This is a genomic window from Shewanella sp. N2AIL (genome assembly GCF_022690845.1).
Lineage (GTDB): Bacteria > Pseudomonadota > Gammaproteobacteria > Enterobacterales > Shewanellaceae > Shewanella > Shewanella baltica.
On the sequence record NZ_JALBYT010000023.1, the window covers coordinates 43,480 to 63,709 of the forward strand.

The following is a 20,230-nucleotide window of genomic DNA, read 5'->3' on the forward strand; positions in this document are numbered from 1 at the left end:
TCGTTTTAAAAGCACTAAAAAAAGCCGCCATCGAATTGAATCGATGGCGGCTTTTTACTGTTAACGATTTAATAAATCGATGAGATATCAGCTATTCGATATGGGCTATTCAATAAGAACTATTTGCTCACCAGTGCCTTATCGAGCGCCTGCGCCACATCATTAATGATGTCGTCGATATGCTCAATCCCAACCGAGATACGGATAAGATCTTCTGACACGCCCGCCCTTGCCAGTTCATCAGCATCGAGCTGTCTGTGTGTGGTACTCGCAGGGTGACAGGCCAAGGATTTCGCATCGCCGATGTTCACTAAACGCAGGATCATCTGCAGCGCATCGATAAAACGTCCACCGGCAATTTTACCCTCTTCAGGCGTGGCCGCTTTAATCCCAAAGCTAATGATCCCAGAGGCTTTTCCGCCAGTGATCTTGTGGCAATTATCTTGATAAGGGCTGCTCGGCAATGCGCCGTAGTTCACCCAACTGACCGCCGGATGCAACACCAAATATTCGGCTAATGCTAGCGCGTTCGAGCAATGGCGCTCCATTCTAAGGCTTAAGGTTTCAAGGCCTTGCAACAGTAAAAATGCGCTGTGCGGTGAAAGCGCGGCGCCGGTATTGCGCAGCGGTACCACACGGCAGCGACCAATAAATGCTGCGGGGCCAAAGGCTTCGGTATAAACCACGCCATGGTAAGAAGGATCGGCTTGGTTAAGTAAGGCAAATCTTTCTTTATTTGCGACCCAATCGAACTTGCCAGAATCGATAATCACCCCGCCAATGGTCGTGCCATGGCCACCAATATATTTGGTTAAAGAGTGGATTACGATATCGGCGCCATGCTCAAAGGGGCGACATAACACTGGGGTTGCAACCGTATTATCGACAATTAAAGGCACGCCATGCTTATGGGCAATCTCAGCTAAACGCTGTAAATCGACAATATTGCCCGCTGGATTACCAATCGATTCGCAGAACAAGGCCTTAGTTTTGTCGTCGATCAGCTCATCGAGTCCTTCAAAATCATCGAAGGCCGCCATACGCACTTCAACGCCTTGGCGCGGCAGCGTATGGGCAAACAGATTATAAGTGCCGCCATAGAGCTGACTGGTGCTGACAATATTATCGCCAACTTGAGTCAGTGCTTGAATCGCATAGGTAATCGCCGCCATACCCGATGCCACGGCCAGCGCACCTATGCCGCCTTCTATAGCTGCGAGACGCTGCTCTAGCACGTTAGTAGTCGGATTCATTATCCGCGTATAAATGTTACCCGCGACTTTTAAGTCAAATAAATCAGCACCATGCTGGGTATCATCGAAGGTATAAGAGGTGGTTTGATAGATAGGTACCGCGGCCGCTTTTGTGGTCGCTTCTGACTCATAACCGTAGTGTAATGCCAGTGACTCTAATTTCATTTTCCCTTCCTTATCCGTAGCAGCCCAGTATTCAATCGACATTGAGAATTGCACAAGATTTGTGCATGCTCAACAAGCTAACAGATAGACATCTAGAAGTCTAAAATTTTTTAGACACATCTTTAACTTCGGCGCGAATAGTTACGGATAAGTTCGGCCAGCACCACGACCGCAGAGACTATCTCTGGCGAGCACTCGTATGAGGCATTCAAACGCATAAAATGGCGGAATTCGACCTGATTACTAAAGAGATTTCCGGGTGCAATACTGATCCCACGCTCAATCGCCTGATAATAAATTTGTGTAGCGTCCATGTGTAATGGCAGCGCTAACCAGAGAAAATAGCCGCCCTGCGCGAAGTTGACCCCCACAGATTCGGGCAGATGCGCGCACAATAATTGATACATGGCCAATTTACGGCTGGCTAACTTTTTACGTAACTGTTTCAAATGCCGTTCATATTGCGCCGACTGAATAAAATCGGCGATGGCGAGCTGCATCGGCGCACTGGTCGATAACGTCGACATGACTTGTAAGCGTTGTAACTGCGGTGCATGGTATCCCGCCGCCACCCAGCCGACACGATAACCAGCAATCAAAGACTTAGAAAATGAGCCGCAGTGCAACACCCGTCCTTCGGTATCGAAGGCTTTTACTGGCCTTGGCGCGCTGGAATCGACATAGAGTTCTTGATAAACATCATCCTCAATTAAACTGACTTTATGCTCGTTTAGTAACTGATAAAGCGCCTGTTTTTTAGTATCAGACAAGCTACAACCTAAGGGGTTTTGATGTTGACTCATCAACCAGCAGGCTTTCACTGGGTAGGTTTTTAACACTTCCGCTAGCGCCTCAAGATCAATGCCCTGTTGTGGATCCGTCGCGACCGCAATGGCCTTAAGCTTAAGCCGCTCAATCGCCTGCATCGCGCCATAAAAGGTCGGGGATTCAATGACTACCCAATCCCCCGCTTGAGTTAGGGTCGCTAAACTCAAGTTCAGCGCCTCCATGGCGCCCGAAGTAATTAAGATTTCATCGGGTGAAATGCTCATGCCCAATTTGGCATAACGTTGGGAAATCGCCTTACGCAGCCCCGCATTCCCCGGCGGTAAATTATCGGCGGCAAAAGACGGTGACATGTGCCGAGTGACTTTGACTAATGAGCGCGCCAACGCTTGCTGCGGGAATAAACTGGGATCGGGAAAACCTGAGCCAAAGGGCACTATGCCCGCCTGTTTTGACGCCTGTAAAACAGAGAAGACGAACTCGTTAATATCCACTTTATCAGAGAGATAAATCTGCCGCTGGCGATCTGGATAACGAAAGGTTTCTGGCTGCGGCGCCACTAAGTAGCCAGATTTTGCCTGCGCCGTAATCACGCCTTGGCTTTCCAATAGCTGATAGGCATTAAGCACTGTCATCAAACTCAAACCCGAATCGGCCACAGTTTGGCGCAGCGACGGCAACTTGTCCCCCGCCTGCCAGACGCCTTGGGCTATTCGTGTCTTTAATTCCTGCGCTAACTGTTCGTATTTCGCCATCTGTTATAGCCAAATCAATATATTCTGTGCCTGTTATAGCTAGCTTATCCCATGCTCTAATGGCACACAAGCTTTCACCGCTGGGCCAATATTAGGCTCAGTGGACACTGCATTAATGAATGCCTTTGTAACGAGACTCTTATCTCTCGAGGAAATTATGTTTGATTTTGATGCCACTGTACTTGCTAGGATCCAATTCGCTTTTACTATCTCTTTTCACATTATTTTCCCCGCCATCACTATCGGCCTCGCCACTTATTTAGCGGTATTAGAAGGCTTATGGTTGAAAACTGCGAATCAGGTGTACCAACAACTCTATCAATTTTGGTCGAAGATTTTTGCTATTAACTTCGGCATGGGCGTGGTCTCTGGCATTGTTATGGCCTACCAATTTGGTACCCATTGGAGCGCGTTTTCCGCCTTCGCGGGCAGCGTGACTGGGCCGCTACTGACCTATGAAGTGCTTACCGCCTTCTTCCTCGAAGCGGGGTTTCTGGGGGTCATGCTATTTGGTCAGCAGAAGGTCGGCAAAAACCTGCATTTCTTCGCCACTTGCATGGTCGCCACGGGTACGATTATCTCGACCTTCTGGATCTTAGCTTCAAACAGCTGGATGCAGACGCCCCAAGGTTTTGAAATTGTGAACAATCGCGTTATTCCTGTGGATTGGTTTCAGATAGTGTTTAACCCTTCATTTCCCTATCGTTTAGCCCATATGACAGTGGCGGCCTTTATTTCGTCGGCTTTCTTTGTGGGCGCATCGGCGGCTTGGCATTTACTCAAAGGTAACGATACACCCGCGATCCGCAAGATGTTGTCTATGGCGATGTGGATGGCGTTAATCGTCGCGCCATTACAGGCTGTGATTGGTGATTTTCATGGTTTAAATACCCTTGAATATCAACCTGTAAAAGTAGCGGCGATGGAAGGCCATTGGCGTAATGAGGGCGATAAACCCACACCGCTGATCTTGTTTGCCATTCCTGACATGGACGCAGAGAAAAACCACTTCAGCCTCGAAATCCCAGGGCTGGCGAGCCTGATTTTAAAGCACGATTTAAACAAACAAGTGCCAGCCTTGACTGAGTATCCCGCCGAGGACAGACCCAATGTGTTGTTAGTGTTTTGGAGTTTTAGAGTCATGGTCGGCTTAGGCCTATTGATGATTTTTGCCGGACTGTGGAGCGCTTATCTCAGACGCAAAGACAAACTCTACAGCAATAAACACTTTCTGCGTTTTGTCTTGCTGCTCGGCCCCGCAGGACTGCTCGCGACACTAGCGGGCTGGTTTACGACCGAACTTGGCCGCCAACCTTGGGTGATCCAAGGATTGATGCGCACTCAGGATGCCGTATCTTCCCACAGCGTTACCCACCTGAGTATAAGCCTAGGGATTTTCATCGTCAGTTACTGCGGCATCTTCGGCGTGGGTTATAGCTATATGATGCGACTCATCCGCAAAGGGCCAGATATCGCGACAACAAGCCATTAATTTTAAAGTAAATAAATCTAGTTTTACTTATTCAATCTTAAACATATTTAAGGGCTCACCATGGAATTCGATTTACCCTTGATTTGGTTCGGGATCATCATTTTTGCCACCTTAATGTATATCGTGATGGATGGCTTTGATCTCGGCATAGGCATACTGTTTCCCTTTATTCACAACGAGGACGACAGGGACATTATGGTTAATACCGTCGCCCCCGTTTGGGATGGTAACGAAACCTGGTTAGTGCTCGGCGGCGCCAGCCTGCTCGGTGCCTTTCCCCTCGCCTATGCCATAGTGCTCGAAGCGCTGACTATACCGCTGCTCATCATGCTGCTGGCACTGATTTTTCGTGGAGTGGCATTTGAGTTTAGATTTAAGTCAGGCGCAGAAGCTAAACCCTTTTGGGATAAAGCGTTTATGTTCGGATCTATCACGGCCACGTTTTCACAGGGCGTAGTGCTGGGGGCGTTTATCTCGGGCATTTCGGTCAGCGAGCAGCAATTTAGCGGCGGAAGTTTCGATTGGTTAACGCCCTTCTCACTCTTCTGTGGATTTGGCCTTATGCTGGCCTATGCTTTGCTCGGCGCGACTTGGCTGGTGAAAAAATGCCAAGGCGAGCTTAAGACAATCATGCAACAACTCGGCAGAGCACTGACCTTATGCCTGCTCATGACCATTGGCTTAGTCAGTTTATGGACGCCTTTTGTGCAGCCCAATATTGCCCTGCGCTGGTTTAGTTTGCCGAATTTATTCTATTTCGCCCCAGTGCCAATACTGGTATTAGCCTGTGGCTGGGCCTTGATGAAATCCTTGCGCCGCAATGATAACTATCAGCCATTTCTGCTCACCTTATGCCTAGTTTTTTTAGGTTTTAGTGGACTAGGGATCAGTATCTGGCCGCACATTATTCCCCCCAACATCAGTCTTTGGCAGGCGGCAGCGCCCGATAGCAGCTTAAGCTTTATGCTCGTCGGCGCGCTGATGATCATCCCACTGATTTTGGTTTACACCTTTTGGAGCTACTACGTATTCCGCGGCAAAGTGACTAAAGATGCAGGCTATCACTAGCGATTGCTCAGGTAAGACATTGCCCAAAATGCTGCCGAAGCGACTCGGCCTAGGCAGCGGACTCTATTTAAACGGCGAGTTCACTTTAGACAGTGAATTCCATTAAGGCTTCAATTCAGACACTGGTTCAATTCAGACACTGGTTCAATTCAGACACTGGTTGAATTGAGACACTGACTAACACCTTGGAGATAAACATGACGACCCCAACTAAATCCCTCACCTATCGACTTGGCTGGTTAGTGCTCATTTGGTGTACGAGCGTCAGCTGCCTGTTCCTCGTCTCCATGTGCATTAAAATACTGTTGAAAGGCGCGGGATTAACCACCTAAGTGGATACTCAGTACTTTACAACTTTAAACGCGCATATTAAGGCTTAATTCAGTTAGCTTGCATAGCATAGCGTTAAAATATACTGAAGCATCACAATCACCGTGCGAAGGTATTATTCGAGCGTACATTTGAGTGAGTGCATTATTTGAGCCAGCTATTTTAGTGAGCTATTTGAGTTAATTAGTGTGCTATTTACTTAATGCGTATTTTATCGCTAAGCTCACAGTGCTCGATTTATTTTACGCGTGCTAGGATTAAATTGACTAAGGTTAGCGTTAACATCAAAATAGTTAATTTAGTGTTAAGTAAAATATTTACTGTAGATAAGTATACTCAGCAATATAAACCTGGTTAGGCTTGCATTATTTTCTCACTTGGCCTATGGTATCAAGCAAGTAAACATGGCTTATTTAGTTAACACTTTAAGTTTAAGTTATTCGCCATATTGAACGATTAAAAAAGCAATCCATCACACACACTTTTTGACTGGAGATGTAAAACTATGTTTATCACTGCATTTTCATCACTATCTTCTCATGTATTAGCTAGCACTCTTAGCTCAACGTGCTGTTTGGCTAAATCATTCCGCTTCTCTCTCAAATTCCCAGTCTAAGCCGAGCGTCACTCGCGCTCGGCAGAACTTTAATACTCTTGTTAAATAAGCACTGAATACAGTGATTCCTCTTTTTAAATTCTTTGCTTGTACTTTTACTTGGTTATTTCAGAGGCGGGAATGGCATATTCATTTTTTAGCGGTCTATTTCAGAATTTTATTCTAAAAACCGAAACCTATTATTTACAGAACAGTTTTAATGCCTCGCTGCGCCCAACCGCTTTGGCTGGGGTGATTAGCAAGCTTGAGCAGCTCAAGCATGATACGGCGAGTGATAAAGTGACTGTAGGGCGGGAGATCCGCTTAGTTAATCTGCAGGATCAGCAAGAGTATCAAATTGAGCTCGTGTATCCACCAAAGCACAAACCCAGTGCAGGACGCTTCTCTGTTATATCCGACTTAGGCGTCAGCTTACTTGGGCGGTCAAAGGGCGAGCTGGCTGAAGTGAGTATTTTAGGCAAGCCGGTGCTATTTATGATTAAAGATATCAGCCTAGCGAAAAAGCCTAAAAAAGCTAAGTAGCCAGCTGATTCAAGCAGCGTTATTTCTAATGGCTTTTAGTGGTTTATGTTGACTGAATCTACTCAAGTGTTGAGCCATTTTAGATGACGTAATTAAAGATATAGTGTGTTCTACTCCGTGACAACATACTTCAACTCGCTATTAGCGGCGGCTTCTAGCGGTATTTTCAACAGAACACAATAAGAAGGAATGTTATTTTGAAGTCATTAACTGGCCGCGTTATTTATTAAAGACAGCTATTAAATGAATTTGACACTGTAATTAACGCCTTTTGCCACTATTTACACTAAGTCATGGCAGCGCTTTAAGGTAAAACAGCAAAAGGGTTAAGAGGTTTAGATTCGGCGCCTCAATCGTTAAATTCATTTTTATGTGTCCTTTATAAATAAACCGACTCAATTTAAGCCTGAAATAAAAATTGAGCCCAACTATCGAAACCGAATTGCGGCGCGGATTCGGATAGTGACCTTCACTTTGGAGTCTATATCTATGAGTAAAGAAAAAAACAAAAAACCGCCAATGAAAACCTTAAAAGAGAAGCGTCAGGATAAACGGAACCGCCAAAAAGCATCCGACTAATTTATCCAACAATGTAAAAACCCCTTAAATCCTCTCTTTAAATAGGCCGAGAATAGAGTGCTAAATGCTTTAGCACTCTATTTTATTTCACGGTTTTATCAGCTTATCGCTTCAACTCACCCGCTAACGTTCGACTTAACACCCGGTCATTTTTCAACACACTAAGCTTATATGCCATCACACTAAACCTATGCGCCATCACAATCGACGGCGATATTGCTCTGGCGAACACTGGGCATACTTTTTAAACATCACAATATAAGGTGAGGTTTGGTTGTAGCCGAGCGTTAATGCTACCTCTTTGATCGCTAATCCCTGACGCAGCAATTGTAATGAATAGATAAACTTATGCCTTTGCCTTAACTCGGTAAAACTCATCCCCAGCGCTTCTTGGCAACGACGGGCTAAGGTACGCTCTGTGGTATGTAATTCACTTGCCCAAGATTTAAAGGTCTTAGGACTTGCAGGATCCGCTTCGAGTGCCAGCAACAACGGCTGTAACAGTTTATCTGAGACTGTGGGCAAAAATTGCGGCAGGGCTTTGCCGATAGTGAGCTGATCGAGCAAAACCTCAACGAGGCGCTTATCCGCCGCCGAGTTTGCCACTCTAACTTGCCGCTCCCGTAGATCGTTAACGATAGATTGGGCAATAGGTGTCACAGCTAACAAACAGGTCTCTAGGGGAAACGCCGCAACCCGCTCGGCAACGATATTCATCGAACAATAATGGATACTACGCCGAGTGAAACTTTCATGCTCTATCCCCGCAGGAACCCAAATTGCATATTGCGACGGAGATAAAAACCGTTGCCCTGCAGCATGTAACTCCATGATGCCACCGCTGATTAACTGCAGTTGTCCCCAAACATGTTGATGTTTTGGCGTTACCGTATTTGGCAAGAAAGCTTCATAGTTAAAGAAAATATCCGCAACTGGCTCTTGCTCTGCCGTAAGGGGATGATAAACCGTACGCATTTTGTCTGTCCTTAAAGCCTTCTAGCTCAATACACTCTCTGATTCAATAGCACTCAACTGGTTAATAGCACTCAAGCAATTTTGCTACCCCATAGCACTCTGTCCGCCGGGGAACTGACCTTGTCTGATAAGCGATATCTATATCATAACCGACCATGGATAATTGCCTGCAATGATTATCTGGATGTATAAGTAATACGTAGTAAGCAGAGTCTCTCATTCTGAGTTACTCAGTTTTAGCCATGTAGACTCAGTCGCTTATGCCTATTCACTCATGTCCAGCCACGTAAACCATTATCGAAAGGCAAAATCATGTTGTATTTGTTTCCCCTATTAGCCGTTTTCATTTGGGCGGGTAACTCGATAGTTAATAAACTCTCATTTGGGATTATCGATCCTGAAGCCATAGCGTTTTACCGTTGGTTTTTTGCAATGTTGCTATTAACGCCCTTTGTCGCGGGTCGCGTGTGGCAAAAGCGCCGAGTGATCTTGCCACTGTTACCTAAGTTCGCGACTTTGGCCATGCTAGGTATGGTGCTCAACCAGAGTCTGGCCTATTTTGCCGCGGCCACCACCACGGCGACGAATATGGCATTGATCACCTCACTCGTGCCTATGATCAGCCTATTTTTAGCCGTTCCCTTACTCAAACAGAAGCTGTCGCCGTTAGCCTTTGGTGGCACACTGATCTCGCTCGTTGGCTTAATTTTTATGTTAAGCCACGGCGATATGATGAATCTTGCCATCGGCGTCACCCAAGGTGACTTGTTATTGCTGTTCAGCGCCTTTGTGTATGCACTCTATGGTGTATTACTAAAACGCTGGCAATTACCACTGCCCACTTGGGAATCGGTTTATATTCAAGGACTCATAGCCGTATTTATGCTGACACCACTGCTGTTCAGTAGCCCGAGTATGGCGATCAGCACGCAATCGGCACCACTAATACTGTATGCGGCAATTGCGGCCTCGCTGCTCGCGCCGTGGGCTTGGATCAATGGCATAAGCAAACTCGGCGCCGATCGCACCAGCGTATTCTTTAATTTAATGCCTATTATTGCGGCGATACTGGCGGCCATCATCCTAAATGAAACCTTGGCCATTTATCATTACATTGGCGGCTCTATGGTCATTATTGGCGTCATGCTAGTGCAGATAAAACCTAAGCCAAAAGCCATCCCCACCTTAGCTTGCCCCGAATAATTTAAGCTAAACACCTAAGCCCTGGCTGCACAGTCGGGGCGATTCATCTTCTTTCTATGGGCACAAAACTTCGCCCAGAATCCCATCGCAATTTACTGCATGTAAAAGCAATTTCATCAATAACGGCTAAGCTATTTATTAGGTTATTAATGGAGATATCCCTATGTTTAATAGTATTCGCGTTAAGTTTTCACTGATGTTTGCCATTATGGCGACAGCGCTCATTGTTATGGCCGTCACCGACGCCATGCAAAGCCGTGCGACGGTAAAACAGATGCAAGAGTTCAGTCAGTTATTTAATCCTGCGATTTCGGCGATTCTCAATGCCGACCGCGATCTTTACCAAGCGCAGCTCAGTGAAGAAGTGTTATTAAGGGAAGAATTATCAGCCGAGAATCGCCAGAGTGAGATTGATAACTGGCAAGAAAACGTCGACCAAGCCCGTGACCGAATGGGCGAGTTTAAAAAAATCCTTAAAGACCATCTGCTGGTACTGCAATCCACCAATGGCTTTGAAGCGCAATTTTCCCTTTGGTATCAAGCCTCATCTGAAGTCATTAATGCCGTCAAAAGTAATGACTTTGAACGCGCGAAACAACTCCACGAAACCAAATCCAAACAAGAATTTAAAGCCTTAAGAAGCATCTATAATGCCGCAGGGGAAGCGGCCGATAACCGCGTCAAAGAGCTGGACTTGCAAGCGACAGAACAGGCAACCACCCAAACCCAAATTTCCCTCACCATAGCCAGCTTAGTGGCCATAGTCGCTCTGTTGATTGCCTACTTCGGCCCTAAAATCATCGTTAATGCTATTAAAGATATCACTAGCAGGATCAATGACATTGTTGATGGTGACGGTAACTTAACTCAACGGATCCCGATCAAACGTCAGGATGAAATCGGTGAGCTTGCCGAGGCCTTTAACTTGTTTGTAGAACAACTGCAGCAAATGGTGATCTCAATTATTGGCCAAACCAAGGATGTGAGCCAAACCGTTGAAAGCCTTGCGACTAAGTCGGCAACCACTATCAACATCAGTCATGAACAAGAGCAGTTTGTCGATACCATAGTCACAGCAGTCAATGAAATGAGTGCGGCCGTAAGAGAAGTCGCCAGCAATGCCCTGCACACTGCGACCGAAATCACTAAGGTGAACGACCAAACGGTGGAAGGTAAAAATATCCTCGCCCAGTCCGTTAATCATATTCAGCAACTGTCTGAATCGGTTAAGAATGCCGTGACTGTTATTGAAAAACTCTCAGTCAATTCAGCCAATATTGCCTCAGTGCTCGATGTGATCCGCTCTATTGCCGAGCAAACTAACCTACTCGCCCTTAACGCGGCCATTGAAGCGGCGCGCGCTGGCGAGCAAGGCCGCGGCTTTGCCGTGGTCGCCGACGAAGTGCGTACACTGGCGAGTCGCACCGAAACCTCGACCCAAGATATTCAGCGTATGATTGAAGAGTTACAACGCGGCGTAAATGATGCGGTTAAAAGCATTGAATCGGGCGCCAGCCTGACCACATCAACTGTCACCCTCGCCAGCCAAACCCAAGATGCATTGGATGAAATCCTAAACTCCACCTCTAAGGTCAGCGAGATGTCCACTCAAACGGCAACGGCGACCGAAGAACAGACCCATGTAACCGAAGAAATTAACCGTAACTTGACTGAATTATCCGATAAAACCAGATACTGCAACTTAGTCATTCAAGAGACTCAGCAAATCGTCGTCAACACTAAGGCTATTTGCAGCAATCTACAAAAAGAAGTGGCGCGATTTAAAGTCGCTTAAGATAAATGACTAACGATAAATGGTTAGCGATAAGCTATTGAAACGAAAAGAGTGCCCAATAAAGGCACTCTTTTTAATAGAAACAATTTAATAGGAATCCTGCAAAAGCTGTAAAACAGCCAAAAGATACATCACTCAAAACTGACTAATCGACCACCTAAGTGGGCAATTCTATCAGTGACGGAGTCAGAACTTAGGTAACCTGCGACCTTAGTCAAGGCATCGGCACGCCAAGCAAAAGGCGCACTCACACTGACAATACGCTCAGTTTCAGTATCGACATTCACATCAGTAACATTGCCCGTGGGCAGTAATAACGCAGGATAATCATGGCTTAAAGTTTGTGATACTCGCGAGCTTGCCAGCGCCATATTGCTCACGCAAATCTTTTGGCTCAATCCCTTTGGACCACGGCAGAGTACATTTAAAGAGGCACTGCCAAAGACTTTTAAATCCCCCCCTGCATTGACCCAGCCACCGCCAACGCCCGCGCGGCGCAACTCACTCACCGCCATATCGACCGCATAACCTTTGGCTATACCATCTAAGGTTAAAATGAGTGGTCTAGCTAATCGCACTTGATTGCCTTTTATTTCAATATCCTGCCACTCGCCTTGCAACAGTAAAGGCATACCAAGATAAGCAGGCAAAGCGCCGCGGGACATCATTTCCCCGCCGACAGTACAATTGAATAAATTATTGCTCGCCTTGCCTAGCCACTTAGCTAACTTGAGCACCCGTAAACTGTCTTGGCTTACACGAATCCATGTTCCCGGCTGGCGATTTAACTGATTTAACTCACTGTCCTGCTGATGAAAACTCAGCAACCGCCCAATATGCGCCACACGCGAAAAAGCCGCTGTGATCGCGGCTTCTAAGGTTTTATCCCCAAGTGGGATCACACCGCCTTGATCTGGCAGTGACTCGGCGGCAATTTCCACCAGTGTTCCGAGTAATGGCTTAGCGCGACGTATCATGATAAAACCCACTGTAGTAGGAAGATCTGAGGGATCAGCAATAAACACTTCATCCCGTTAAATTTAAACAAAGCACTAAGAGTAATTAACATAATTTGTGCGGATTCTATTAAAGTCTCTACTTCAATACAAATTGTTGCCATTAATTTTTATAGGGACTTTAGATACTAGAGAACGTTTTACATTTAAAAACAATAGATTGCTTATTAAGGCATTCTTAAAGTTATTTTACGTGCCATTACTATCGCAACGCTAAACAAGCGAACTAAATCAAAACATCCCCGACTGAGCCCTATTGCTTACTGCCACTCATTATTTACGTTATTGATGCTGGCTTACCCATCAACAACTCAAACTCAATGGGGCGATAAATAGCCAGCTTACTCCATCACACCAGTCATTAGCTTAAATTTCACGCTATTCCATTCTGTTGCAATACACTCTAAATCAGATAAAAACCCGCTAACTTAACCTGAATGCAAACTGTTAATGCATTGATTACAAATTAAAATACAGACTAAGCCTCATCTTATACAACCAATTAATAACCTAGCGATCACAACGGAAGTAAAAACATCTAGACGTCTAAATTGACAGGTTAGCAGGGATCAAATATGCTTTGCCTCAAGTTGCTAAGATACGATGCCGAAGCGACACTAAATTTAAGCGAGTTTGACTGCTAAGGATCCAGCGGAAAGAACTCTAAGCGAAAGAGAGATAACATTTGAGCAATCCAACACCAGCAACACAGCACAGCCCGGCATCTTTCATTGCCCTGTTGCCATTATTTGTTTTCCTTGGTCTTTTCATTGGCGCGGGTGTGTATTTCCAAAGCCAAGGTGTCGACTTCGCCTTCTATCAATTACCGAGTGTTATCGCCATTTTACCTGCGATTATTCTGGCGTTGATTCTATCAAAGCAGAAATTGAATCAATCGATTGATACCTTTATTGGCGGTATTGGTCACAGCAACATTATTGCTATGTGTTTGATTTATCTATTAGCAGGCGCCTTCGCGGCGGTCGCTAAAGCCACAGGCGGCGTCGATGCCACCGTTGCTCTGGGTTTATCACTGATCCCATCAAACTTGTTGTTACCCGGTTTCTTCGTGATTGCGGCCTTTATCGCAACAGCCATGGGGACATCAATGGGCACCATAGCTGCTGTCGCCCCCATCGCCCTCGGCGTGGCCGACCAAGCGCAAATCGACTACGCCCTGATGGCAGGTGCGGTCATGTCTGGCGCCCTATTCGGTGACAACTTATCGATTATTTCAGATACCACGATTGCAGCTACCCGTACTCAAGGCTGTGATATGAAAGATAAATTCCGTGAAAACCTGATTTTCGCTATCCCAGCATCACTGCTAACCTTGATTGCCTTTGTATTTGCAGGCCAAGGCCAGGCGGAATTAGCGACGCAGAACATTGATCTCATTAAGGTCATTCCTTATTTGACCATTTTGATCTTAGCTGTAGCGGGTCTGAACGTATTTGTGGTCTTGACCTTAGGTATCTTATTAGCGGGCGCTACGGGTCTGTTTACCATGGATTACGGCGTAATCCAATTTGGTAAAGATATTTATGCTGGCTTTAGCAATATGCAGGAGATTTTCATTTTGTCTATGCTGGTTGGTGGTTTAGCGGCACTTATGCAGCAACAAGGTGGTCTTGCCTTTGTGAGCAAACAGATTGAAAAGCTGATCACGCGTTTTTCAAAGGCACAAGGTGAAGCATCATGCCGCGCCGCAGAACTGGGTATGGCTGGCATAGTCGCAGTGACTAACACTTGTGTGGCCAACAATACGGTTTCTATCGTGGTGACCGGTGATATTGCTAAAGACTTAGCCGAGAAACATGGCGTGAGCCCAAAACGTGCCGCCAGCGTCCTCGATATTTTCGCCTGTATTATCCAAGGTTTGATCCCGTATGGCGCACAAGCCTTGCTGATCGCCTCGACCTTTAGCATCACCCCATTGGCTGCAGTATCACACGCTTGGTACTGTATGATTTTAGCCGTAGTGGCCGTTGCGATTGTGATTTTCCGCAAACGACACTAAACAATGTGTTTGAGTCGTACGAGTAAAATCTAACCTTTATGATCAGGAACGCACTAGGCGTTCCTGATCATTTTAAAGCTCTCTTTTGGCAACAAAGCATAAACTCGCTTGCCTTCATTAAACAATTCAGGCAAGTTACCGCATTCAGTGTGGTCATTTCCTATCAGTATGTTTTAGTCTCCATGAATCCTCTTTATCACCAAGAACCAAGTCAATACGATCTACATCGTCTTATTACATGGTTGATTGTAGGCGCAGCCTTTATTAGTACTTCTGGAGTTTTAATTGCTATTTATGCTGAATATCAAAATATTGGAGTTCAAGTCTTAAAAATACGCGCTGATTTTTTAGGTAACTATATCAACTCACCTCTCGCTTATGTGTTTAATTTAAGCTTATTAGCCGCAGGGCTTTGCATACTTATTTCAATGGCTGGACTCTACTTACTAAAACTAGATACGTTTAGCCAATGGATAGCACTAACAGGTGCCTGGGTAGGAATCTCTGTGATTTTGATGGGAATATTCCCCATTAATTTTTTGAGCATACACAGAATAGTTTCAACGAGTTATCTATTAAGCACCCTCATCTTACACAGCCTTGTAATTATAGCGGGAATAGTGCCTCGGTTTATTTGCCCAAAGCCACTGTTCTATTTAAGTCTGATAAGCTTTTGTAGTGCAGTGAGTTTAACTCTGCAATTAGATTGGACAATATTGGATTTTCCTCCCTGTGTGCCCCAAACACACTTTTGTCCTGTTTCAGCCAATATGTGGCTGCAAACTAACTTGAGTATCATTTGGTGTTTAAGCCTAGCCTTTGCAATGCGGCGCCTATCAAAAATACTGTATCATCGCGCCCAAGAACGCCAAATACTTTAGGGTAATCCATGCGCTTAGCAAAATACCTCGCCCAGTGTGGCATAGGCTCACGCCGTGAAGCCTGCCGTTTAATTGAGGCAGGGCGCATCACACTCAATGGTAGTATCGCCCGCCACACAGATCCCATCCATTTGGACGAATCTTTAAACTGCCTCGATAGTATTGAGCTTGATGGCTCGCCTATCACTCAAGCCGAAACCCTCGCCTACTGGATATTTAACAAAGCCGTGGGCACAGATTGCCGCCTGCTTGAGCAGGATGAAACGAGTCTTGTACACTTGCTTCCCAAAGCGCCAAGACTCTATCCCGTCGGCAGGCTCGATAAGGATTCCCGCGGCCTACTGCTGTTAACTAATGATGGTGAGCTAACCCATAAACTCATGCACCCCAGTTTTGCCCACAGCAAAACCTACCATGTGCACCTCAACCGGCCATTCACTGATGAGTTTGTTGAACAAATGGCCAGTGGAGTGCGTTATAAAGATGTGCAAACCTTGCCCTGCCAAGTCCGCCGCCTCAGTTCGGACAGCTTTGAAATCGTGCTGACTCAGGGACTAAATCGCCAAATTCGGCGTATGGCCATCGCCTTAGGCTATAAGGTAATTGACTTACAGCGCGTCGCATTAATAACCTTAACGCTAGAATCCTTAGCCGAAGGAGCGATGCGGCCACTCACCCCACAGGAAGTTGCAGTGCTTAAAGCAGCAGTGACAATTTAGAGAAAGACAAGTGGCGAATACACTCAAGCAGCTAACCTCCATATAAGACCAATGCCTGCGCGAACAATATCTTCCAATGAACTCCAATGAACTCCAATGAAGATAGAAACGTCTGAGATGGCTCAGGCGTTTTTGATGGAACGAAGATAGCCTTTCAAGCTGATAACCTTGAGCTACTTTTTATCCGAACGAAGCACTAATTCCACTCTGCGATTCAGTTTTTGTCCGGCGTCATTAGTATTGCTGGCGATTGGGCTGTATTCACCGTTACCGTGGGCGGTTAATTGGGCCGACGGAATTTGAAACTCGTCACTCAACTGCTTAATCACAGCTGCGGCGCGCCGCTCCGACAGGCTTTGATTGTAACTCCGCTCACCCTTGTCATCGGTATGTCCGACCACATAGAAACTCAGTGCCGGATTCTGCTTAAGATAGCTTGCGAGTACCTCCAGTACAGGTTTTGACTCAGGCAACATGCGCTCACTGTCATAATCAAACAGCAATCCCTCCAACGTCGCCTTGCCAGTTTGACTAATCGCATCGGTCAAAGCATTGAGGTCAATCGCCACTCGATCATCCTTCAGAGTAGAGAGTTCCATTACCCTGAGGGTAGTATCGGCAGGTGTGCCATCAAAATATCCTTGGGAATAGATATCGAAGTAAACATCGCCCTTTGCGTGACTCAGCTTAAACAGCTGATACTCCTGCCATTCGTCCTCTTTATCGTCCTTGATTAATTTGATGGCATTAATCAAGCTATCATCGTCGCCGCAAGCCGTGCCTTTGCAATGGAATATCCGCTCAGCCTGCAGTTTTTGTGCTGCGGCGGCATAATTGCTGTTGATTTCAAACAACGAATAGCTTTCAGGCATCTGATAACTTATTTGGGTAAGCTTGGCATCCAGCGATTGGGTTTGATAATCGGCGCCCGAGATCCCCACCAATACAGGCACTTGGGTAAAGTTAGTTTGTTTGTAACGGCTAATATAACTGCCGGGCATGCGCCCCAACAAAGGATGGTCTGCCGCTCCTTGAGCATCGTCACTACGCCTATCTTTAATCTCAATTTGCTTCGGCGCCTGCTGTAAAAAGTCACTATTGGCTTGGATCAAGTCTAGCGGCTCAGGGATAGCGTCGAGAATATCGACTTGCAGGTAGGTATATCTGTCCTCGCGATTGACGACATAGATACTGGTGTAAACCTCACCGCGAGTACCTTTCAGTTTTGCCGCCACGTAAGCACTGTGATAGTCGGCATTCACGCTTTTAAGCGGCTTTAGCTGAGTTTGCATGGCTTGACCATCACCGCAGGTGACGGCCTGACAACTAAATAACACTTCAGCATTCAGCTTTTTTAGCTGTGCCAAATAGTTATTGATCACATGTTCAGGACTATACCCCTCGGGTAACTCAACGCTTTGTCGAGTCAATTTCCCCGATACGGGCAACAGAGTGAACTTGTCACCATTCACTGCGGTGATAAGTTCAAAGGGCGTAAAGTGGATGCGCTTTTCTTCAGGCGATTTGGCATCAGGAAAGGGAGTAAACAGCGATTCAGCATTCACCGCAAAAGTGGCGATACCGCAGGTCGCAGTCAAAAATACAGCACTCAATAACGTCTTATGTCCCATAAAAAATCCTTTTCTGTGGGGAATCTAGCTCTCGCGAACCAACTAGATAGATAAAGAAATAGTGATGGGATAATACGATAAAAATTTTTACCTAGGTATTAAACGGCATAAAAGTAATACTTTTTATTGAAAAGGAAATACAGAAAATACACCGAAGAAATAAAGAGAGAAATATAAAGCCCCCCATCTTTCAATAGCACACAGAAGTGGAGATGCCGCGATCATACGAATATGAAAGAGCAGCTCTGCCGCTAACGGTCACAGTTGCAACAATGCCAATCCTCACTAACCCTATCGCTGCTCGTTCAGCTAAAAAGCTATTGCCCCAAAGCTTGCCACGGTTCGAAGGTCAGCTCTTTGCTGTCTGATAATTTGAGATACATAAAGTAATGGGCACCCAAAAGTAAGACCTGACCATGAGGGATTACAAAAATCATTGCACTGAATCAGACTTGTCTAGTCTGGTTCACGCGTGAACGCGATCATTTTTCATGAGCGTCGGGCTAACCAATTTTTGCTCCAAAATCACTTAAGACAAATGTTCTGCGGCATTCTGCATAGCTAGGCTAATGCTATATCTAGAAACCACTTTAATTGTAGTGGTCAAGTAATATTGGCCCTAATGAATACGCGCCAAGAGAAGCGAAAACACATTATCGTTTTATTGTTATTATTCAATGCCTTATGTGTGTTAATGTTTGTGGTGGAATCTTTTTTGAGGTATGCTTCGAAAATAGAAACTTAAATATTTAGGATGGCATTTGATGATGGTTACTATAATTCATAAAGCACCAGCGGACACTGAAGTAGAAACGTCAGAGGGAAAAATCACCATTAATGATGGTGAAAATCCGCTAGATATTCGTCAGTGGATGGCTTTAAAGATACAGCCTGGAATCCTAAGAAGAATTAAAAATGGATATATTTCCATAAAAGATACAAGTGTAGAAGAGGAAGCTATTAAGGAATTTAAACGTTCTTTTTTTGAGCAGTTAAAGGCTGAAGGGTATTCTTTAGTAAAAAAAAAGTTGGAATGTAGTAGTTATAAAGACTATGAAAAACTATTTGTTGAACAATGGCTTTCAAGTATGGAGGATGCTGCTATAGGAAGAAAAGAACAACGTGAAATAGATAATTTTCGTATAAATAATAGTTCAAAAAAAATTACATTATTTATTGCTGTAATAACATTTATAGGGGTCATTATAAGTGCCATTACCATGAGGAGCTAAAATATATTGTACGATGTAAAATCTGATTTCGGCGTTAAAGGGCATGAGAAATCATCTTGTATTATATTGGTCAAAAATCATTGTTTTCGTAACTAAATTTTCCAAAAATCAGCTGGCAAATCACCCAATATTAAAGTGAGTGTTTATGAGTTCTGCATTTAGCTTAGAAGAAAATAAAGAAATGTTAGAACCATGGTTGTGTGTTATTGGTTTAATTACAGTTATGTGGTCAAGTGTGGAGAGAAAAATTGATGAGTGCGTAGTTATTATCAAGTCAACCAAAAGTAATGGCAAAAAGCTAATGAAGTTGGCTGACAAATTAAACTATATAAAAGAAAATTTACCAAAGGATATATCTTGTATATCAGACCTCGATGAGATAATTCGACTGACAAAAGGTACATCACAAGTTAGAGATATATGTGCCCATGGTGTGATTGAAAATTATGATGCCGATAAAATGAGCATAGGCAAAGTTCAAGGCCGATCTGAAGACTATCATGTGGAAATGTATACATTTGACAAAAATCAGTTGTCTTTGGCTGGTAATAACTTGAACTATGTATTTGAAACTTGGGAGCTCATTGCTTCTGACTTACATAAATTGTGTTGAAAAAAGCTAACTAATTCACGACTTAGTCCAGTGTTATAATGGTCAATTTGCCTATAAATCGTGCCCGTGAATCACTCTACACCAGACTGATTCACGCCAACCGCTAAAACCCGCTCTAGCGCCCCATTTACGGCTATTCTGGGGCGGTTTTTTCCCTTAAGATGAATCAAATCTCTAGAGAACTGATTCATGTCCCTGTTATGCCTATTCCGACTGGTTATATCGAGCATTGATTAGTTTGTAGCCAAACGAAGCATTACTAATAGAATAGCTAATCCGAATCTGGCTCATAAGGGTGAATTATCTAACAAGGTTTTGTCCCAAAGCTTGCTAAGTATCTCCTTCATACAGACTGGTTACACTAGTGCCCAAAAGGTGAGCAATGGTGATTGGCGAGACGACCGTCCGCCCCATGGACGGGGCGGTCGAGCATCCAAGGATGGACTTGCTGCGTGTCGACGAGTCAATGCCATGGCAAGCCTATATACGTGGATACCAACCAATGCTAGCCCACTAAAAACTAAAGATGCAGGTCCTCCGGCACTACTTTCCAACACATTTCAGCCCCCAAAATATGTT

The 20,230-nt window shown here is 45.0% G+C and carries 16 protein-coding genes; 11 read left to right on the top strand and 5 right to left on the bottom strand.

Annotation, left to right across the window (positions count from 1 at the left end; all coding sequences use genetic code 11):
* Positions 1 to 119: 119 nt before the first annotated feature.
* Positions 120 to 1,418, bottom strand: coding sequence for an aminotransferase class I/II-fold pyridoxal phosphate-dependent enzyme (locus tag MO387_RS14140; RefSeq protein ID WP_107948859.1), 1,299 nt, complete (start codon positions 1,416 to 1,418; stop codon positions 120 to 122).
* Positions 1,419 to 1,540: 122 nt separating this feature from the next.
* Positions 1,541 to 2,959: a PLP-dependent aminotransferase family protein gene (locus MO387_RS14145; RefSeq protein ID WP_107948861.1), complete on the bottom strand. Its 1,419-nt coding sequence runs from the start codon at positions 2,957 to 2,959 to the stop codon at positions 1,541 to 1,543.
* 157 nt (positions 2,960 to 3,116) lie between these two features.
* Between MO387_RS14145 and MO387_RS14150 the strand changes: the two genes are divergently transcribed.
* The 4 genes from MO387_RS14150 to MO387_RS14165 all read left to right on the top strand — a co-directional run bounded on the left by MO387_RS14150 (position 3,117) and on the right by MO387_RS14165 (position 6,987).
* Positions 3,117 to 4,451: a cytochrome ubiquinol oxidase subunit I gene (locus MO387_RS14150; RefSeq protein ID WP_107948863.1), complete on the top strand. Its 1,335-nt coding sequence runs from the start codon at positions 3,117 to 3,119 to the stop codon at positions 4,449 to 4,451.
* Between the two features lie 60 nt (positions 4,452 to 4,511).
* Positions 4,512 to 5,519 (top strand): cytochrome d ubiquinol oxidase subunit II, encoded by a 1,008-nt coding sequence (gene cydB / locus MO387_RS14155; RefSeq protein WP_107948865.1) that lies wholly within the window; start codon positions 4,512 to 4,514, stop codon positions 5,517 to 5,519.
* Between the two features lie 197 nt (positions 5,520 to 5,716).
* Positions 5,717 to 5,851, top strand: a complete 135-nt coding sequence (locus MO387_RS14160) for a DUF2474 domain-containing protein (RefSeq protein WP_014620618.1) — start codon at positions 5,717 to 5,719, stop codon at positions 5,849 to 5,851.
* 734 nt (positions 5,852 to 6,585) lie between these two features.
* The gene (locus MO387_RS14165) at positions 6,586 to 6,987 is read left to right on the top strand and encodes a GreA/GreB family elongation factor (RefSeq protein WP_006083949.1); all 402 of its coding nucleotides are present in this window, start codon (positions 6,586 to 6,588) and stop codon (positions 6,985 to 6,987) included.
* A gap of 777 nt (positions 6,988 to 7,764) precedes the next feature.
* Here the strand turns inward: MO387_RS14165 and MO387_RS14170 are convergent.
* The gene (locus tag MO387_RS14170; RefSeq protein WP_107948867.1) at positions 7,765 to 8,541 is read right to left on the bottom strand and encodes a helix-turn-helix transcriptional regulator; all 777 of its coding nucleotides are present in this window, start codon (positions 8,539 to 8,541) and stop codon (positions 7,765 to 7,767) included.
* Between the two features lie 312 nt (positions 8,542 to 8,853).
* On the opposite strand from MO387_RS14170, the gene MO387_RS14175 reads away from it, so the two are divergent.
* Positions 8,854 to 9,744: a DMT family transporter gene (locus MO387_RS14175; RefSeq protein WP_107948869.1), complete on the top strand. Its 891-nt coding sequence runs from the start codon at positions 8,854 to 8,856 to the stop codon at positions 9,742 to 9,744.
* A gap of 163 nt (positions 9,745 to 9,907) precedes the next feature.
* Positions 9,908 to 11,539: a methyl-accepting chemotaxis protein gene (locus tag MO387_RS14180; protein ID WP_107948871.1), complete on the top strand. Its 1,632-nt coding sequence runs from the start codon at positions 9,908 to 9,910 to the stop codon at positions 11,537 to 11,539.
* 131 nt (positions 11,540 to 11,670) lie between these two features.
* On the opposite strand, the gene MO387_RS14185 is transcribed toward MO387_RS14180, so the two are convergent.
* On the bottom strand, positions 11,671 to 12,516 hold the full coding sequence (locus MO387_RS14185; RefSeq protein ID WP_107950295.1) for an FAD:protein FMN transferase: 846 nt from the start codon (positions 12,514 to 12,516) through the stop codon (positions 11,671 to 11,673).
* Positions 12,517 to 13,240: 724 nt separating this feature from the next.
* Here MO387_RS14185 and MO387_RS14190 point away from each other — a divergent pair.
* The 3 genes from MO387_RS14190 to MO387_RS14200 are packed head-to-tail and all read left to right on the top strand — an operon-like array spanning position 13,241 to position 16,175.
* Positions 13,241 to 14,575, top strand: coding sequence for a Na+/H+ antiporter NhaC family protein (locus MO387_RS14190; RefSeq protein WP_107403921.1), 1,335 nt, complete (start codon positions 13,241 to 13,243; stop codon positions 14,573 to 14,575).
* A 38-nt stretch (positions 14,576 to 14,613) separates the two neighbouring features.
* Positions 14,614 to 15,456 carry a hypothetical protein gene (locus MO387_RS14195; RefSeq protein ID WP_234420955.1) on the top strand — a complete coding sequence of 281 codons (843 nt, stop codon included), beginning with the start codon at positions 14,614 to 14,616 and terminating at the stop codon, positions 15,454 to 15,456.
* An 8-nt stretch (positions 15,457 to 15,464) separates the two neighbouring features.
* Positions 15,465 to 16,175, top strand: a complete 711-nt coding sequence (locus tag MO387_RS14200) for a 23S rRNA pseudouridine(2604) synthase RluF (protein ID WP_107948874.1) — start codon at positions 15,465 to 15,467, stop codon at positions 16,173 to 16,175.
* A gap of 173 nt (positions 16,176 to 16,348) precedes the next feature.
* On the opposite strand, the gene MO387_RS14205 is transcribed toward MO387_RS14200, so the two are convergent.
* Positions 16,349 to 17,806, bottom strand: a complete 1,458-nt coding sequence (locus MO387_RS14205) for an OmpA family protein (protein ID WP_107948875.1) — start codon at positions 17,804 to 17,806, stop codon at positions 16,349 to 16,351.
* 764 nt (positions 17,807 to 18,570) lie between these two features.
* Here MO387_RS14205 and MO387_RS14210 point away from each other — a divergent pair.
* Both MO387_RS14210 and MO387_RS14215 read left to right on the top strand, forming a co-directional pair.
* A complete protein-coding gene (locus MO387_RS14210; protein WP_107948877.1) occupies positions 18,571 to 19,038 on the top strand; it encodes a hypothetical protein in 468 nt (155 codons plus the stop codon).
* Between the two features lie 145 nt (positions 19,039 to 19,183).
* Positions 19,184 to 19,651: a hypothetical protein gene (locus MO387_RS14215; protein ID WP_107948879.1), complete on the top strand. Its 468-nt coding sequence runs from the start codon at positions 19,184 to 19,186 to the stop codon at positions 19,649 to 19,651.
* Positions 19,652 to 20,230: the final 579 nt, after the last annotated feature.

Bases quoted from the DNA above. Each gene is read 5' to 3' on its own strand.
- MO387_RS14140 (WP_107948859.1), bottom strand. From the start codon at position 1,418: ATGAAATTAGAGTCACTGGCATTACACTACGGTTATGAGTCAGAAGCG.
- MO387_RS14145 (WP_107948861.1), bottom strand. From the start codon at position 2,959: ATGGCGAAATACGAACAGTTAGCGCAGGAATTAAAGACACGAATAGCC.
- MO387_RS14150 (WP_107948863.1), top strand. From the start codon at position 3,117: ATGTTTGATTTTGATGCCACTGTACTTGCTAGGATCCAATTCGCTTTT.
- cydB (WP_107948865.1), top strand. From the start codon at position 4,512: ATGGAATTCGATTTACCCTTGATTTGGTTCGGGATCATCATTTTTGCC.
- MO387_RS14160 (WP_014620618.1), top strand. From the start codon at position 5,717: ATGACGACCCCAACTAAATCCCTCACCTATCGACTTGGCTGGTTAGTG.
- MO387_RS14165 (WP_006083949.1), top strand. From the start codon at position 6,586: ATGGCATATTCATTTTTTAGCGGTCTATTTCAGAATTTTATTCTAAAA.
- MO387_RS14170 (WP_107948867.1), bottom strand. From the start codon at position 8,541: ATGCGTACGGTTTATCATCCCCTTACGGCAGAGCAAGAGCCAGTTGCG.
- MO387_RS14175 (WP_107948869.1), top strand. From the start codon at position 8,854: ATGTTGTATTTGTTTCCCCTATTAGCCGTTTTCATTTGGGCGGGTAAC.
- MO387_RS14180 (WP_107948871.1), top strand. From the start codon at position 9,908: ATGTTTAATAGTATTCGCGTTAAGTTTTCACTGATGTTTGCCATTATG.
- MO387_RS14185 (WP_107950295.1), bottom strand. From the start codon at position 12,516: ATGATACGTCGCGCTAAGCCATTACTCGGAACACTGGTGGAAATTGCC.
- MO387_RS14195 (WP_234420955.1), top strand. From the start codon at position 14,614: ATGATCAGGAACGCACTAGGCGTTCCTGATCATTTTAAAGCTCTCTTT.
- MO387_RS14200 (WP_107948874.1), top strand. From the start codon at position 15,465: ATGCGCTTAGCAAAATACCTCGCCCAGTGTGGCATAGGCTCACGCCGT.
- MO387_RS14205 (WP_107948875.1), bottom strand. From the start codon at position 17,806: ATGGGACATAAGACGTTATTGAGTGCTGTATTTTTGACTGCGACCTGC.
- MO387_RS14210 (WP_107948877.1), top strand. From the start codon at position 18,571: ATGATGGTTACTATAATTCATAAAGCACCAGCGGACACTGAAGTAGAA.
- MO387_RS14215 (WP_107948879.1), top strand. From the start codon at position 19,184: ATGAGTTCTGCATTTAGCTTAGAAGAAAATAAAGAAATGTTAGAACCA.